This is a genomic window from Paraburkholderia acidiphila (genome assembly GCF_009789655.1).
Lineage (GTDB): Bacteria > Pseudomonadota > Gammaproteobacteria > Burkholderiales > Burkholderiaceae > Paraburkholderia > Paraburkholderia acidiphila.
The window spans coordinates 765498-781388 of record NZ_CP046910.1 but is presented as its reverse complement, the minus strand read 5'-3'; the positions used below and the strand labels follow the sequence as shown (position 1 = coordinate 781388).

Below are 15891 nucleotides of genomic sequence, written 5' to 3'. Positions count from 1 at the left end.
CTGTCTCCCATGCCCAGACACCGGCGACAATCAGTGCGACTGCGAAGCCTGCTGCAAGACGGAGACGGCGGCCATTCCACTGCGGGAAGTGGCGCTTCACCATCGAAGTCGACTGTTTCATGCCTCAATCACCTGATGGTATGGCACGTCCGCTTCCTGCGCGGCCGGGGCGCGCACTTCCACGTGGCCCTCGCCTGCCATCCCGAGCACTGTGTCGAACTGTGCCAGCAGATTTGCAATCAGTTCCTGCCGGCGGCGAAAGACGGCGCGCCTGTTCGATGGAACCTTGCTGATGTCGCGATGGTATGGTCGCAATGGCAGCACAAACCGGCCCTCCGACTCGACACCGCCCATCTCCCGCCAGAACGCGTCATAGTCCGCGTGAAACTCACTGGAGCCCGCCCGCGAAATGTGTGCCCTCGTCGTCACCGCAGCCAGTACGCGCACCTGCGCAATCCGGCACAACATACACACGGCCTCCATGACAGCTGCCTTGGGACGCAGTCCATGGCATGCGCGCGTGGCCTCGCGCACAAGTTCGCGACCGTTGCCACGCGGTCCCTGCAGACCACCGACCAGTATGCCGGGTAATCCCGTTTCACGATGCAGCTCGAAGCTGATGGTCGCCCACGCAAGATCAACGCACGCGGCTTCATCGCGCCACGCGACGGTAAGCAGGCCTTCACGCCAGCAACGCGTGGGATTGCTCAATACGATCGCATACCGCTCGTGGTAAGCCAGCGTCACGGCTTCACCATTCAGGTAGACACGGCGTGTCACGGCGCTCCAGAACGGAGCTGCCGCCACCCGGAAGTGTTCACAGACCAGTGCAACTCGATCGCGTGTAGTCATGCCCGACTGGAAGGCCGGATGATAGGGCCGCTCCAGAAAGCGCCGGTTGCGCAGCGCCATGCCTGTGAGCAGTGGATCCTGCACGAGTGCACGCAGCCAGACGCCAGACACGTGCGGATAAAGCAGCGAATACATTATCACCCGCATTCGCCGGAACCAGACGCCAGAACTACGGCCCGGAATCGCGCGGGACAGCAACGCATAGGTATCGGAAATCAGTGTCATCAGGTGTGCGGAGGAATAGCGTTGACAGTAGTCGCAACGGGCAGGGAAATCACTGCACGGCCTGGCGCAGATGCGGACCGGTGTGGGTGTCCACCACCTCCGGCTTCGATGTGTCGACCTCTCCGTCCCAGCCTCCACCCAGGGCCTTGTTCAGTGCGATGTAGTCGGTTGTGACTAGCACCCGACTCTGGATCAGAGAGTCCTGGGCCGAATACAGCGAGCGGTCAGCCGTTAGCACGTCAAGGAACCCAGTTGAGCCCGCCGCGTAAAGCGAATGCGACAGGATGGCGGCCTGCTGGTACGACGTGACCGAGGCCTGCAGCGCGTCGATCCGGCCCGTCTCCTGGGAGAGCGCAACACTGGCGTCCTCTACATCCTTCAGTGCGGTCAGAACGGCTGAACGGTAGGCAATGAAGTACTGGTCACGCTGCGCCTGCGCGATCTCGACAGCAGCCTTGAGTTTGCCGGCATTGAATAGCGGAATAGAGAGAGACGGTCCGAACGACCAGCCGATCGTCGAGCGCATGCCGAGATCCCCGATCTGGGTGCCCGAAGTAGACAGGCTCCCTGTAAGGCTGACGCTCGGATAGCGCGCGGCCTCGGCCTGCCCGACCTTCGCGGTGTACTGCGCATACTGGCGCTCTGCCAGCCTGACGTCCGGACGGCTGAGCAGTACGTCTGCGGGAATACCTACCGGGACAGGCAGCTTCGGTACGGGGACCGCCTCAGGCTTTTCCATGCGCCCCATCAGCTCTTCGGGCGCCTGTCCCGTAAGGACCGAAAGGCTGTGCACGGCCTGCGCATACGAAGTCTGGAGCGTCGGGATCGTAGCGCGGGTGGTCTGTGCTTGGCCGGCCGCGTTGGCCGCGTCCAGTCCGGAGGAAGCGCCCGACTCGAATTTGACCCGGGTCAGGCGTGCAGTCTCCTCCTGAGATTTAACGGTGTTTCGTGCCAGAGCCAGTCGCGCCTGATAGCCGCGTGCCTGCACGTAATAGGAAGCGACATCGCCGACGAGAGTGAGCAATGTCGAACGCAGGCTCCACTGCGCGGCATCCAGTCCGTATTTCGCTGCCTCGAGCGCCCTCCAGTTGGCGCCGAACAGGTCCAGCTCCCAGCTGGCATCAAAGCCCGCCTGGAACGTATTGCCGACCGTCCCGAGTGAGATCGTCGACCCTGTCCCATCGCTCGTCGCACTCCCAGTGCTGGATGTTGTAGCCGTGGAAACTGCACTGGATCCACTGCCAGAGCGGGTGGCCGAGGCACTGCCGGTCAGCTTTGGAAACAGGGCGCCACCCGCCTGACGGTAGGTCGCACGCGCCTCGCGGATCTTTGCAGCAGCGGTCGCCACATTCAGGTTGCCTACTACCGCTTCGTCAATCAGTGCAGCGAGCAGCGGGTCGTTCAGTTGCATCCACCACTGCGGCAACTCGGGCTGAGCGGCGGGGTTCGTTTCGTGGGCCTGATCCCAGTGATCGGGCACTGGCATGGCGGGTGCCCGATAGTCCGGGCCAACTGCACAGCCGGCCAACAGGAGAGACGCAGCGATTGCTGCCCTTGTCTTGTAGATCGTGAACATGTTCAGCCTGGATTCGTCCGTGTCACGTCGTGAAATCAGTTCACACATTGTCGTCACGCCCGTCGACAGGGGCTCTGGTACGAACTGCGTTACGAATGGCCACGAAAAGCAATGGCACGAAAAAGATGCCCAGTACCGTGGCGGCGATCATGCCGCCCATCACGCCGATCCCAATGGCGTTCTGCGCGCCTGAGCCCGCTCCCGTCGCCACAGCCAGGGGAGAGACTCCGAGGATGAACGCAAATGACGTCATCAGGATCGGACGCAGCCGTTGCCGGGCAGCCTCCAGCGTCGCGTTGACAAGTCCGGCGCCTCGCGCCTGACGCTCCAGTGCAAACTCGACAATCAGGATGGCGTTCTTGGCCGCAAGACCGATCGTGGTCAGCAGGCCAACCTTGAAATAAACATCGTTGTTCTGGCCGAAGAGATGGGCGGCCAGCAATGCGCCGGCGATGCCGATCGGCACCGACAGCATGACGGCGAGCGGAATCGACCAACTCTCATAGAGCGCCGCCAGGCACAGGAAGACCACGAGGACCGAGATCGCGTAGAGTGCCGCCGCCTGGTTACCCGACAGACGCTCCTGGTATGAAAGCCCCGTCCACTCATGCCGATAGCCTGAGGACAGGTTCGCAACGAGCAGGTCGATCTCGCTCATCGCGGTACCGGAACTGACACCCGGCGCCGCGTCGCCCTGGATCTCCACGGCGGACAGTCCGTTGTACCGTTCAAGGCGCGTCGGACCATACGTCCAGTGTCCCTGGGCGAACGACGAGAAGGGAACCATCGTGCCGCCCGAGTTCTTCACGTACCAGTTGTTTAGATCGCCGGGCTGCATCCGGAAGGCGGCATCGGACTGTACGTACACCTTCTTTACACGTCCGCGGTCGATGAAGTCGTTCACGTAGTCGCTACCCCAAGCCACCGACAGTGTCGTGTTCACGTCCGACAGACTGAGGTTCAGCGCGCTGGCCTTCGCCTGATCGATATCCACAGCGAACTGCGGGGTGTCTTCCTGTCCATTCGGTCTCGTGCCAGACAACTTCGGGTCACGCGCCGCCGCAGCCAGCAACCGGTTACGCACAGCCATCAACCGATCGCGCCCCGTGCCATTGATATCTTCGAGGTAAAAGTCGAAGCCATTCGACGTGCCCATGCCCTCGATGGCTGGTGGCAGCAGTGCATATACCTGTGCATCGCGGATCTTTGCGAAGGCGCCCATGGCACGCAGCGCAACGGCATCGGCCGCCAACCTTGCAGAACGGCGCTGCTCAAAATCCTTCAGACGGACAAACACCATGCCGACGTTCTGCCCGGATCCACCGAAACCGAAACCCGCTACCGCCATGACACCTTCGACCGCGTCCTTTTCCTTGTGCAGGTAATAGTCCGTCACCTGATTGAGCACGCGCTGCGTACGATCGCGCATTGCGCCCGAAGGCAGTTGCACCGACGTAATCAAAATGCCCTGGTCCTCGACCGGCAGGAAAGAGCTGGGTAGGCGCGCGAACATCCATGCCATAGCTATGACGATGACAGCGAACACCAGCAAGAACTGCCGCCCGCGTGCAATCACGTACTGCACGCCCCCCTGGTAGGCCTCCGAGCCGCGATCGAAAGTCCGGTTGAACCACCCCGGGAAGCCGCGTCGCACGCCGTGATCCTTCGGGCGTTTGAGAATCGTTGCGCACAATGCCGGTGTCAGGATCAACGCAACCATCACGGACAGCAACATGGCCGTCACGATCGTGATCGAGAACTGGCGATAGATGATCCCGGTAGAGCCCGCAAAAAATGCCATCGGTACGAACACAGCGGAAAGTACGGTGGCAATCCCGACCAACGCGCCCGTGATCTCCTTCATCGATCTGCGGGTTGCCTCGCGCGGTGACAGGTTCTCCTCTGCCATCACACGCTCGACGTTCTCCACCACCACAATCGCATCATCGACCAGCAGGCCGATGGCCAGCACCATCGCAAACATGGTCAGCGTGTTGATCGAGTAGCCGAACGCGCCCAACACGCCGAAAGTACCCAGCAGCACAACCGGAATCGCGAGCGCAGGAATGAGCGTTGCACGCACATTCTGCAGAAACACGAGCATCACGATGAACACCAGCACGATCGCTTCAGCCAGCGTCTTGACGACTTCCTCGATCGACAGCCTGACGAACGGCGTTGTATCGTAGGGATAGACAACCTTGACGCCCGACGGCATCGTTTTCGAGAACTGGTCGATGGCCGCCCTGACGGCCGCGGCCGTGCTGATCGCATTGGCGCCAGTAGCCAGGTTGATCCCGAGCGCCGAGGCCGGCATGCCGTTGTAGGTCGACGCGTACGTGTAGCTTTCCGCACCGATCCCAATGCGGGCGACGTCCTTCAGGCGTACGACGGAGCCATCTGTTGAGCTCTTCAGGATAATGGCGCCGAACTGCTCTGGTGTCTGCAGGCGGCTTTGCGTCGTTACCGTCGCATTGAACTGCTGCCCCCTGAGCGAGGGCTGTGCACCGAGCTGGCCCGCCGAAACCTGGCTGTTCTGCGCCTTGATTGCCGTCTGAACATCACTAGGCATCAGCGAATACTGGGCCAGCCTGTTCGGATCGAGCCAGATACGCATCGAGTAACTGGAGCCAAATAGCTGCGTGTTACCCACCCCTGGCACCCGCCTGATAGTATCGTTCAGTGTGCTGTTGACATAGTCGTCCAAATCAGCAGAGCTCATCCGGCCATTCGTCGAGACGAATCCCACCACCATCAGGAAGCTCGATGATGATTTCGTCACGGTAAGGCCCGTGCTCTGGACAATTGTCGGCAACTGCGACGTCACGAGCTGGAGTTTGTTCTGCACCTGCATCTGCGCCACATCCGCGTTGGCCGCATTGGTAAAGGTCAACATGACATCCACCTCACCCGTGGAGTCCGACGTGGCACTCATGTATTGCAGGTTGTCCAGTCCTGTCATGCCCTGCTCGATAACGCGCGTAACCGAGTTCTCGATCGTCTGCGCATCCGCGCCAGCATAGGTCGCACGGATGGAAACTGTTGTTGGAGCAATCTCGGGGTATTGGGCGACGGGAAGGGTGTTCAACGCCAGCAGGCCGCCGAGCATGACGACAATGGCAATCACCCACGCGAAAACCGGGCGCCGGATAAAGAATTCGGACATGATTGCGCTTACCCCCTGCCAGCTTCGTTGTCCGGGACACCTGTGGACGAGGACTTCGCGGCCGCGCCACCCTGCTTACCGGCAGCTGGAGCCTGGTCCGTAACGTCGCCCGCAGCATCGAGGCTCACGTTCACCGGACTGACGGCATCGCCTTCGCGGACCATCTGGCTTCCTTCCACGATCACCTGGTCGCCCTCGCTCACCCCGCTTTCTACAAGCCACGCGTTACCCACCGAACGGTCCGCCGAAAGCACACGCTGATCAACCCTTCCGTGCCTCACAAAAAGTGCGGTGGCTTCGCCACGTTCGTTACGACTCACCGCGCGCTGGGGAATCAGGAAGGCATGTTGGGCAGTACCCTCTTCGATGATCGCCCGCACATACATCCCGGGCAATAGCAGCCGGTCCGGGTTCGGAAATGTTGCGCGCAGGGTGTAGGTGCCTGTTGCCGTAGCAACGTTTGACTCCGCAAATTCCAGCCGTCCGGCGAGCGGGTAAACTGTTCCGTTTTCTAGCCGAAGACTCACGCTAATGCTGGTTCCAGACGCCTTGATGCGACCAGCGCTGATGGCCTGACGAAGGTTGAGCAGGCTGGTGCTGGACTGCGTCAGGTCAACGTTCACCGGGTCGATCTGGTGGATGGTCGTTAGTGCAGTCGTCTGGCTGGCCGTCACCAGTGCACCGGGCGTCAAGGACGACTTGTCGATACGGCCTGATATCGGCGCAGCGATGATCGTGTAATCGAGGTTGATCTTCGCGGTCTCGACGGCGGCCCTCGCTGAGGCGACGCTGGCCCGGTTCTGAGCGAGCGTGTCGACCGCATCCTCGTAGTCCTGCCGACTGATCGCATTCTGCGCGACCAGATCACGGTCGCGATCCGCCTTGGCCTCGGCACCGGGCACCCCCGCCTGCGCCTTCTGGAGCGCCGCGACCGCGTTATCGTAAGCAGCCCGATAAGGCGCTGGATCGATCCGGTAGAGGGCCTGTCCAGCCCTAACCTCACCACCTTCGGTGAACAAGCGCTTCTGGATGATGCCACCGACCTGCGGACGCACCTCGGCTTCCAGCGACGCGACGACGCGCCCCGGCAACTCCCCGGTAAGTGGCACAGGCTGAGAGTGCAGTGCGATTACGCTGACCTGCGGCATCGCGGCGCTCTCCGCGGCTGCAACGCCTCCCTTCTCTCGGCGGCAGGCCACCATACTGAGCAGTACTAATACTGTCACGGCCCCAGCTGTTATACGGCTGATATTCATCCTTGAACTATCCCTGTGATCAGAATCCGTCACGCGTCGTGCCAGGCAGGACCGGCAGCCCACGCGAGCCTCCATGGTCAATGCAGCGCATTCAGTATCTATTGAGATACGATGGAGATTTAATGAAGCTGCAATTGGGCAGGCATCGCCACACACACCAGCTCGAACATAAAAAAAGCCGCCCGTTGCGGGCGACGAAATGGTTCCGGCAATTTCCGAGGACCTGCGCCGGAACCAGGGGTTACGTAACCTCAGCTGGCAGATTGCCTATGGAGAGAACGCGGGGACAACAGCCCGAAGACTATCAAGTCTGGCCTACCAGACATCCGCCCCGGAGACGTTAGCCGGCTCGTACAAAAGGCGAAACATTTGGTCCTCCATTGGCCAGACACTTCCCGAGTCGTCCGACAGTATCCAGTCACCAGGACTGACCTTGCGCCATCCTTCGAGCGTGGCAATCGCCCACGCCTGCCCCTGACGCTCCACCGAAGGGTGATCGCCGTGGGCAAACCAGCGGACCGCGTTCACAACAGCATGCCGCTTTCTGTATCTCATACACACTCCCTCCAACAAGCCGGTGGACAGCCCGCACTTTCCCCATATCGCCTGAGATCGGACTCAGGCACGGGAGCCGGTGCCCGCGAACACACCCCGACGACCAAGGCTGCTCCACCGCCCGGCAGTTCTCCACAGCATCGCACAAGAATTTCCACAGATTGTTGCGATATGATGGAGATTTGATGGACAGCCCCAGGCTAGACTCGACCCGCGTTGGAGTTGCATGGACAATTCCGTATGTTCCCAGCAGACTGAATCCATGATGAACGCGCTGATCCTGATAGCCGAAGACGAACCCGCGATCGCAGAAATACTCGATGCATACCTGATGCGCGAAGGCTTTCGCACCTACCGGGTCGCCGACGGCAGTACTGCGCTCGAGGTCGAGCCGATACTGAAACCGGATCTCGTACTCCTGGACGTCAAGATGCCGGGCAAAGACGGCTGGGAGGTCCTCGGCGCGCTGCGCCAGCGTGGCGAAACTCCGGTCATCATGATCACGGCACTGGACCAGGACATCGACCGTTTGCAGGGACTGCGCTTGGGCGCCGATGACTACATCATCAAACCATTCAATCCGGTCGAGGTCGTTGCACGCGCAAAGGCGGTACTGCGTCGCGCCCGCACATCCAGCGGCCAGCGCCTTATCAGGGTCCAGCGGCTAGAGGTCGACCTCGAAAGCCACCTTGCCCGAGTACGGGACAATTCGCACGACAGCGTACTGGCATTGACCCCCAGCGAATTCAGGATCCTAGCTCACATGGCTCGCTCCCCCAATCGGGCCTTCACCCGAAGCGAGCTGGTCGACGCCTGCCTGCCCGGTGGCGACTCACTGGCGAGAACCATAGACAGCCACGTCAGCAAGCTGCGCCGGAAGCTGGAGATGGCTGGTGCGACGGGAATGATCACTGTCGTGCGCGGCGTCGGCTACCGGCTTGTGACGTTATGAACGGCAAGCGCAGCAAGCTTAGTCGCCAGATCGTGCTTTCTATGAGTCTGGTGTCGGTCATCACCACACTCATCGCCTTCGTCGGCTCGTATATCATCTACGGGCTGCTGTTCACGCTCTGGCCGCCGCCGCCCGGCCCGCCCGAGAACATGTTCATTGTGCACGCGCCGGACTACGTCATCTTCGCCTCGCTTCTGCTCGCGGCGCTCGTCGTGGCAATCGTTCTTGCGCTGCGGCTTGCCAAGCGGATTATTGCGCCGCTTAACTCGCTTGCGGAAGGTGCGCGCCGCATCGCGGAAGGGGATCTCGCCGCTAGAGCACTGCCGGGGGATCTCTCGCTCGGTGAAACGGCCAATCTTGTCGACGACTTCAACACGATGGCCGTGAAACTCGCAGACATGGCTGCCGAAATGACGTTCTGGAACGCAGCGGTCGCCCATGAACTTCGTACACCACTCACTATCCTTAAGGGACGTCTGCAGGGAATCCGGGATGGGGTATTTGAGCCAACAGAAACATTGGTCGACGGATTACTCATCCAGGTCGATAGCCTGTCACGCCTTGTTGACGATCTTCGCGTTGTGACGCTACAGAACAGTGGGCACCTCGAAATGCACTTTGTGACCACAGACATCAGCGTAGAAATCCAACATGTGGTCGACTCTGTCCGGTCCGCGCTCCTGGCTGCCGGTTTTTCGCTGGATCTGGCAACAAGATCCGTCCTCGTCGAATGCGACGGCACGCGGATCCGGCAGGCAATACTGGCGCTGATCGACAATGCCCGACGTTACGCCACACCCGGGCAGTTGATAGTCCGAACCACCGTATCAGACTTGCACGTCATCCTTCAGGTCGAGGACGAAGGACCAGGTATTGCCCCCGACTTCGCCCGGCAGGCATTCGAGCCCTTCACGCGTGCCGAACTCTCCCGCTCACGCAGTTCCGGTGGCACAGGCCTTGGCCTCTCTGTTGTCCGTGCCATTGCACTTGCGCACGGCGGCACAGTTCGCTATCGCCGGTCTGCGGTCGGCGGCTCCATCTTCGAAATGGCGCTCCCGCGCGCCAGCTTATAGCACCAGGTCGCGTAACTTGCGAACTCTTACCATCGAGGATCGACAGTTTATGCTGCTTGAGGTCTTCGGCGAAGAGCACATCGATTGTGCGGCGATTCAACGGATTTCATAGTTCCCCGCAGTGGCGGCTTGAACTGCGATAAGGCTGATGTTATGGATTCCCGTCCTCTCCGGGGTGCACACTTCCGCGGCCACTCCTCCGCACTCTGCTGGTCCGGGGAGCGCGGTGATTCGCTTCGTCGGGCATCGCGAAGACCGGCGCATTTGCTGGATCAAAACTGTGATGCAATGCCGCCACGTGAGCGCGGCGGCGATTTATCTTGCGAACAAGACAGCACGAATAGCGTGGGCACTATTGACCAGTAGCGACAGCTTCAACTCAGCATAACCACTTCGTACCGTACCGAGATATCTTCACGTCATCCACGACTGCGCAAGAAGCGACAAACCGGCGCAACGGCGGCTGCGTTACGAAGCTAGGCCGATGAGGGGCAAGCGCACAAATTTCGATGATGGCTCGTGCTGATGGCAGGCACATCAAATACCGAATGTGCGGACGCAGTCAAGACCTTCGAAATGCACACCGATCTTGCCTATCGGCGGGAGTCCGCGTATGGATATACAGTTGCAGCCTGTCTTGTTCTTGAATGCCAGTCGAAGCCTCTCGAAAAGAGAGGCGTTCGTATGCACTACAGCGAACGCCATCCGTATAAAGCCCTGCAATACCGCTCGCCTCGCGAGTTCAGGCGTACCCCGGCGCCATCAACCTAACGGTGTCCGCATGTCCTGAGTTACCGGGGGCAGCTCGAGGAAATAGCAATATCTCTTCACACGACTGCCCCCCCGACGCAAGCCATCGCCTACCGGATCATTCTCAAAGTCGTGGTTAAAGTCGATGCCTACAGGAACGAGCGCGCCTCATTCCATTTTCTTCGGTAAATGGTCGCCCATCAGAACTTATGTCGAATACTGCCCATTAGAACATTCTGGTTACGGCTCGTGGATGGGGAGTTACCGTATATGTCCGCGACTGCATATTGACCCGTCGCCCATTGAATGGAGTCAAAGAGGCAGATATCCGTGCGCTTCGATAGCAGGTAGTCGACACTGATTTGCCCTGTGTTCCAGTGAGAGCTAGCGCTAAGACTGCCACCGTATTTTCCCTGCGTATAGATATACGCGGCCCCGATAACGAGCGCAGGACTGATACGATAGCTGAGCGACGTGTCGTAATTGGTCAGATGTAGAGTGGTTCCATCGAGATAAGAAAATTGAACCCTGTCGACAAGCACATTCCATCGGAGATCGGCAAAATCGTAACGCCCCCCCACACCAAAATTGCGCTGCCTGTCAACGCCAACCGTCTTGTTCAGCGGACTCGTACGAAACAGGAAAAATGGTGCCGATGCGTAGTCATCCGACACGGCACCACTTGCGTTGACGAGCCCAGGACGGTCCAGTTGAACATACGCCGCGGCGATTTTGAGGGGACCGTTTTCATATCCAATCCCAGCACTGAAAGCCCGATTAACCGAAAATGCATCGGCGGCATTGCTGAACGCATAGAGCGCCTCGGCGGTAATCCCCTTTACGGTCGGAGATACATACTTAACCGAGTTGCTATACCGCCAGCTTCCCATCAGGTTATCTGCATCGCCTGGGTGCGCCGCCAGACCATTTGTGGCAGAGGCTGCGACAAGCGGTGTGAAATAATCCCAAAACATATCGTACTGACGACCAAGGGTCACCGTGCCAAAATCATCATTGCTCAAACCGACGTACGCAAGACGTCCAAACAATCGTCCTCCCTGCTGAAGTTTACCGCTCGTAATATCAAACCCATTCTCTAACTGAGAAATCGCACGATTTCCCCCACCAAGATCTTCCACAATCTTGAAGCCAAATCTTGTGTTCTGATTCGCCCCACTTAGCATTTTGTAATTAGACGCTCCTCCTTCGTTGTTGACCCAGCCAACTCCTACGGAAATGATGCCGTAGAGTGTTACACTGGTTTGCGCAAAGGAGGAGCATTGAAGACCAAAGAATACTAACAATGATACAACTATCTTTTTCACGCCACGTCTCCAAATCATAATTAAATTTATAATTTAATTATAACCACTTAGGCTAACTTAGCATCCACTCGCGGTTGATCGTTCAACGCGAAATACATTGCGATTCCGCCTAAGATTGTTAGAAGCGCCATAACGTGCAGACCATTATCAAGACGTCCTGTCGTAGACTTTATCCAGCCAATCATTGCTGGGCTGAAAAAACTGCCTAATATGCCCAGACTGCTGATAATCGCAATTCCTCCAGCAGCTCCTGTGCCGGACAGATAGTCCTGGGGAATTGACCAGAAGATCGGCAACGCTGAAAACGTCAGAACAACAACTACACTGAGTAGTCCAAGGACAAACGGCAGACTTCCACTGAACAGCGCGACAGTTGACAGGGCAATACCTCCGCCAATTGCGCAAACAGAATAATGAATCCGCCGCTCGCGGTGACGGTCGGAGTGACGGGAGATGAGCACGATCCCAACCGAGCCAATACCATAAGGAATTGCACTGTAAAGACCCACATGCAACACATCCGTCACGCCGGCCGCTCTAATCATTGCAGGGACCCAGAAGCTGACGGCCATCGTGCTACACGTTAGAGTAAAATAGATAGCCGTAAGCAGATAAACACGCGAGTTGAACAGAGCGTCGCGAAGGGAGCCAGACGCGACATGACGCTTCGCATTCTGGTCCTCCTCGAGTTCGCGTGCCAGCAGTTGCCGCTCCTCCTCCGTCAACCACTTCGCTTCGCTGGGAGAGTCTTGCAATATCCAGAGCGCCAGCCCTCCGAGCGCAACGGACGGCAAACCCTCGACAATAAAGAGCCATTGCCATCCTGCGAGTCCGTGGAGACCGGCTGTGTATTGCATGATGACGCCGGAAATGATCCCGCCCAGCACCCCTGCGACAGCAACAGAAACAAACAACCAGGACGTTACGGTAGCCCGACGCGAGGCTGGAAACCAGAAGGTCAGATACAGGATGATGCCTGGAAAAAATCCAGCTTCAAATGCACCAAGCAAGAACCGCAGTAGATAGAGCATTGTTGGCGTGGTCACAAATGCCATGCAGGCAGACACGATGCCCCAGCAGGCCATAATTCTCGCAAACGTCTTGCGGGCACCGATACGCATCAACAGAAGGTTGCTAGGGACCTCAAGAAGAAAGTAACCCAAAAAGAAAATACCTGCGCCCAATCCATACACTGCGTCACTGAATCCGAGGGCTGACTTCATCTGAAGTTGCGCAAACCCGATATTGATCCGGTCTAGAAACGCAATCACATACGCAACAAATAGAAACGGTACAATACGTAACATTATCTTTCTATTGAGATCTCTTCTCGCTTCATCCAGGGAAATAGCAGGCTGCGGTTTCATGTTGTCTCCTTGTAGGCTTGTCACTGTCTTTAAGACGTATAGCTCTTTTCGTTCTTTTCACGGACTTCCATTTCAACAGTCCGCTCTTGGCTCGGTCGGTCCAAATGAAAGTAGCGACACATCGTCCACTTCACATCATTCGAATATCGAATATTTCCGACACCGAAAACCTAGTCGATTGCGCCAATATCGATCCGCCATTTCCTTCAAAAACCTCGATCCACACGCGATCGCGATGTCCAGATACGGATTGAGCGAATCTTCAAGGACACCATCAAAAGCAGCTCGCGCACTCGCGCTTCGCTAGCGCACGCATCTCGATTTACAGAATCCGCACTACTGACGGTAGGCGCGCGATAGCGAGGCCATGCAGTTCAACGCATCAAATTGTTGGCTCGAAGCCAATCCGTTCGCATCCAGTAGTCTTCGCAATCTTTCGAGCTGCGGCGCAACGGACGACCAGTTATCGAGCGCAGCCCGTACCTTCTCTCGCGCCGAAAGCCTGTGAGATGCAGGTCGGGATCAGTCAACGTTGTCGCCAAGAGCCGATGCAGTCGAAAGCCCGACGGAACCGCCACCGACGATAACAATGTCATGCGAGATTGCATCGAATGCTCCTTCGAGTATCGGCAGCGCGGCCGCGAGCCACCGATGTCAGAGACAACCAGGATGTTCAATACGATGACTCAGGTTCTTGTCTGTGCGACTTCCTTCACTGTTAACGGCTAGCCATTGATACTGGACAAGCTCTGCGAACGCCCACGAGGCTTCACAAGGCAAGAGATGGGGTACCAGGCCACACTCCTCTTGCGTACCTATTGATATCGAGGGAGGATTACGATGTATTGTGACTTAGGTACGCAAACGAGTTGTCGTAATTTGTTACTACATGGATACCCGCAGACTCTCATGAGACGCTGGAAAATTAAACCGACCCCATGCGATATACCCTCCGCATTCGTCAGTCGTGTCATCTCCGGTATCGGTACGCCTGATCTTGCACAATGGATACTAGATGCAATCCAGCAACTAATACCTGCTAGCCATTGCACGGTTTTTGTGCTCGAGGCGAACGGACGTGTCTCGGCTCTGTCCACGGCCAGCGCACATGGTGCCGTGGCCTCGGTCACAGCCGTTGAATATCGTCAGAATCGCTTCGATATGCTCGATAACAACATGGTGTGGCTCGCGCGCAAAAAAACACCGACACGCTCTCAGACCTGGATGAGTCACCAATTCGCGGAAGATGTTGCCGATCCGTACTACAGACATATGTGTTACTCGAAGCCGGGCATACGTGAGCGCGCGTCCGTCCTGCTACTGAACAAGGACGGACAACGCATCGCAGTGAGTTTCTATCGGAATCTTGCGTTTGAATCCTTCGATGCATCTGATTTCGAAACGATTGCGCAGTGTGGGCAAATCCTGCATGAGGTCGTCATAGCTCATATTCGGAAGACGTTTTGCTCTGCCGCGAGCGACGTATTGCATCAGCACATCTTGACGCAATTAGCACATCGTGAACGGCAGGTGATCAGCTGTGTACTAGCGGGCAACACAACAAATGAAATAGCACTGCAGTTGGACCTCTCGCCAAGGACCGTTCTAACTTACCGGTATCGGGCGTTTGCCAAATTGGGAGTACGCACACAACGAGAACTACTCGCGATGCTCAACAGTCCGCCGGCTAATCTCCCCCCTTAAGGCACACAACCCAGATACGGCGCCAATTCACAAAATGAAAGAACAGCGTTGCGCTTTAGTTATTTGTCCATTGACTCTGCCCCAACTTCAATGCCGACCGCGAGGGCTGGCAGAGTTTAGGGCGGCGTCAGGCGAAATTCATCGGTCAAGCCAACCCCTGAGCGTCCTAACAGGCTGCCGAAGATCAAGGAACTAAGTTCTATCGTCACTACCCGCCTAAGGTGACGACGCTCTTGGGCGGACAGATGGTTATAGTTTCAAGTCAACCTGAACAACGCGAACCGCGGTCTGTAACGCACCACCCGAACTTCCTCGACAAGGTTTCCGGTCCCCGATGTCGCTAATCGAGTCTGATCATGCCGTCTGTCACGCAGCCCTTGCGGGACTTTCCCGAGTCAGTGTGCTTCCCCTCAGAAGTACCCCATCTACGCGCGCAGATGCGGCACAAAACGAGCGGAAATTCGCCTCACGGGTTGTAGCCGATCCGGATGTCCAGTTGGCCACGGCACCCGTATTTTTTCTCTCGACCGTGAGCGCACCAGTGACCAAGGCTCGGACCACTGTGGACAACTGCACGAAAAAGACAGAATCGATGAAGAATCCGTATTCGTCAGGTCTGCAGCCACTCACAAACTCAAACTTCAGGACCAGCAAAACCTCTTCATCTGTGATGCCGCGCTCACCCCTGATCCGCTGCCTGCTCAAGTCTTGACGATGCCTTCAGGCGTCGCGCCCAAGCTTGGGTAAACCTCCTTCACCTGTGATTTCTATTGGCTTAGCAGCCCGACCCACCGGGGGCGAACGAAGGCGGTTTGTGCTCGCACCCCACGGACGACAGTTCACACCGATACAGATCCGCGCATCGTCGCCTCATCGCTATCGGGACCTCTTTGCGGAAACTGCGCGTCGTGTCCGTTATCTGCCAAAGAATATTGGGCACGATATCTTCGCGCGCGCGTTGCAGACGCGCTGGCCGCACGGCGCATGCCGTTGTGGTCACCTTGTACGGGTAGTGCAAACGGTTTTTGACTGAAGCAGCCTTTACCCCAGCGATTTTCTGGGACCCTGGTCGACGGTCACGTGAACCGCC

At 57.8% G+C, this 15891-nt stretch carries 9 protein-coding genes and 1 pseudogene; 3 read left to right on the top strand and 7 right to left on the bottom strand.

Annotation, left to right across the window (positions count from 1 at the left end):
- Window positions 1-117: 117 nt before the first annotated feature.
- Genes FAZ97_RS18110 through FAZ97_RS18095 form a run of 4 tightly spaced genes read right to left on the bottom strand, consistent with a single transcriptional unit; the run spans window position 118 to window position 6967 of the window.
- A complete protein-coding gene (locus tag FAZ97_RS18110; RefSeq protein ID WP_158759822.1) occupies window positions 118-1077 on the bottom strand; it encodes a VirK/YbjX family protein in 960 nt (319 codons plus the stop codon).
- 49 nt (window positions 1078-1126) lie between these two features.
- Window positions 1127-2653, bottom strand: a complete 1527-nt coding sequence (locus FAZ97_RS18105; RefSeq protein ID WP_158759821.1) for an efflux transporter outer membrane subunit — start codon at window positions 2651-2653, stop codon at window positions 1127-1129.
- A gap of 40 nt (window positions 2654-2693) precedes the next feature.
- Window positions 2694-5819 carry an efflux RND transporter permease subunit gene (locus tag FAZ97_RS18100; protein ID WP_158759820.1) on the bottom strand — a complete coding sequence of 1042 codons (3126 nt, stop codon included), beginning with the start codon at window positions 5817-5819 and terminating at the stop codon, window positions 2694-2696.
- A gap of 8 nt (window positions 5820-5827) precedes the next feature.
- The gene (locus tag FAZ97_RS18095; RefSeq protein ID WP_233271785.1) at window positions 5828-6967 is read right to left on the bottom strand and encodes an efflux RND transporter periplasmic adaptor subunit; all 1140 of its coding nucleotides are present in this window, start codon (window positions 6965-6967) and stop codon (window positions 5828-5830) included.
- Between the two features lie 925 nt (window positions 6968-7892).
- On the opposite strand from FAZ97_RS18095, the gene FAZ97_RS18090 reads away from it, so the two are divergent.
- Together FAZ97_RS18090 and FAZ97_RS18085 are read left to right on the top strand one after the other, a co-directional pair.
- Window positions 7893-8582, top strand: a complete 690-nt coding sequence (locus tag FAZ97_RS18090; RefSeq protein ID WP_233271808.1) for a response regulator — start codon at window positions 7893-7895, stop codon at window positions 8580-8582.
- Complete coding sequence (locus FAZ97_RS18085) at window positions 8579-9655, top strand: ATP-binding protein (RefSeq protein ID WP_158759818.1); 1077 nt, start codon at window positions 8579-8581, stop codon at window positions 9653-9655. Before FAZ97_RS18090 ends, FAZ97_RS18085 begins: the two co-directional genes overlap by 4 nt.
- A gap of 950 nt (window positions 9656-10605) precedes the next feature.
- On the opposite strand, the gene FAZ97_RS18080 is transcribed toward FAZ97_RS18085, so the two are convergent.
- The 3 genes and pseudogenes from FAZ97_RS18080 to FAZ97_RS35835 all read right to left on the bottom strand — a co-directional run.
- Window positions 10606-11730, bottom strand: a complete 1125-nt coding sequence (locus FAZ97_RS18080; RefSeq protein WP_233271784.1) for a porin — start codon at window positions 11728-11730, stop codon at window positions 10606-10608.
- A gap of 47 nt (window positions 11731-11777) precedes the next feature.
- Complete coding sequence (locus tag FAZ97_RS18075) at window positions 11778-13097, bottom strand: MFS transporter (protein ID WP_158759816.1); 1320 nt, start codon at window positions 13095-13097, stop codon at window positions 11778-11780.
- A gap of 336 nt (window positions 13098-13433) precedes the next feature.
- A pseudogene (locus FAZ97_RS35835) lies at window positions 13434-13574 on the bottom strand (fumarylacetoacetate hydrolase family protein); the annotation flags it as partial.
- 432 nt (window positions 13575-14006) lie between these two features.
- Here FAZ97_RS35835 and FAZ97_RS18065 point away from each other — a divergent pair.
- Window positions 14007-14801: a LuxR C-terminal-related transcriptional regulator gene (locus tag FAZ97_RS18065; protein ID WP_158759815.1), complete on the top strand. Its 795-nt coding sequence runs from the start codon at window positions 14007-14009 to the stop codon at window positions 14799-14801.
- Window positions 14802-15891: the final 1090 nt, after the last annotated feature.

Excerpts from the sequence above, each read along its gene's own strand:
- FAZ97_RS18065 (WP_158759815.1), top strand. The coding sequence starts at position 14,007 with ATGAGACGCTGGAAAATTAAACCGACCCCATGCGATATACCCTCCGCA.
- FAZ97_RS18095 (WP_233271785.1), bottom strand. The coding sequence starts at position 6,967 with ATGCCGCAGGTCAGCGTAATCGCACTGCACTCTCAGCCTGTGCCACTT.
- FAZ97_RS18100 (WP_158759820.1), bottom strand. The coding sequence starts at position 5,819 with ATGTCCGAATTCTTTATCCGGCGCCCGGTTTTCGCGTGGGTGATTGCC.
- FAZ97_RS18105 (WP_158759821.1), bottom strand. The coding sequence starts at position 2,653 with ATGTTCACGATCTACAAGACAAGGGCAGCAATCGCTGCGTCTCTCCTG.
- FAZ97_RS18090 (WP_233271808.1), top strand. The coding sequence starts at position 7,893 with ATGATGAACGCGCTGATCCTGATAGCCGAAGACGAACCCGCGATCGCA.
- FAZ97_RS18085 (WP_158759818.1), top strand. The coding sequence starts at position 8,579 with ATGAACGGCAAGCGCAGCAAGCTTAGTCGCCAGATCGTGCTTTCTATG.
- FAZ97_RS18075 (WP_158759816.1), bottom strand. The coding sequence starts at position 13,097 with ATGAAACCGCAGCCTGCTATTTCCCTGGATGAAGCGAGAAGAGATCTC.
- FAZ97_RS18110 (WP_158759822.1), bottom strand. The coding sequence starts at position 1,077 with ATGACACTGATTTCCGATACCTATGCGTTGCTGTCCCGCGCGATTCCG.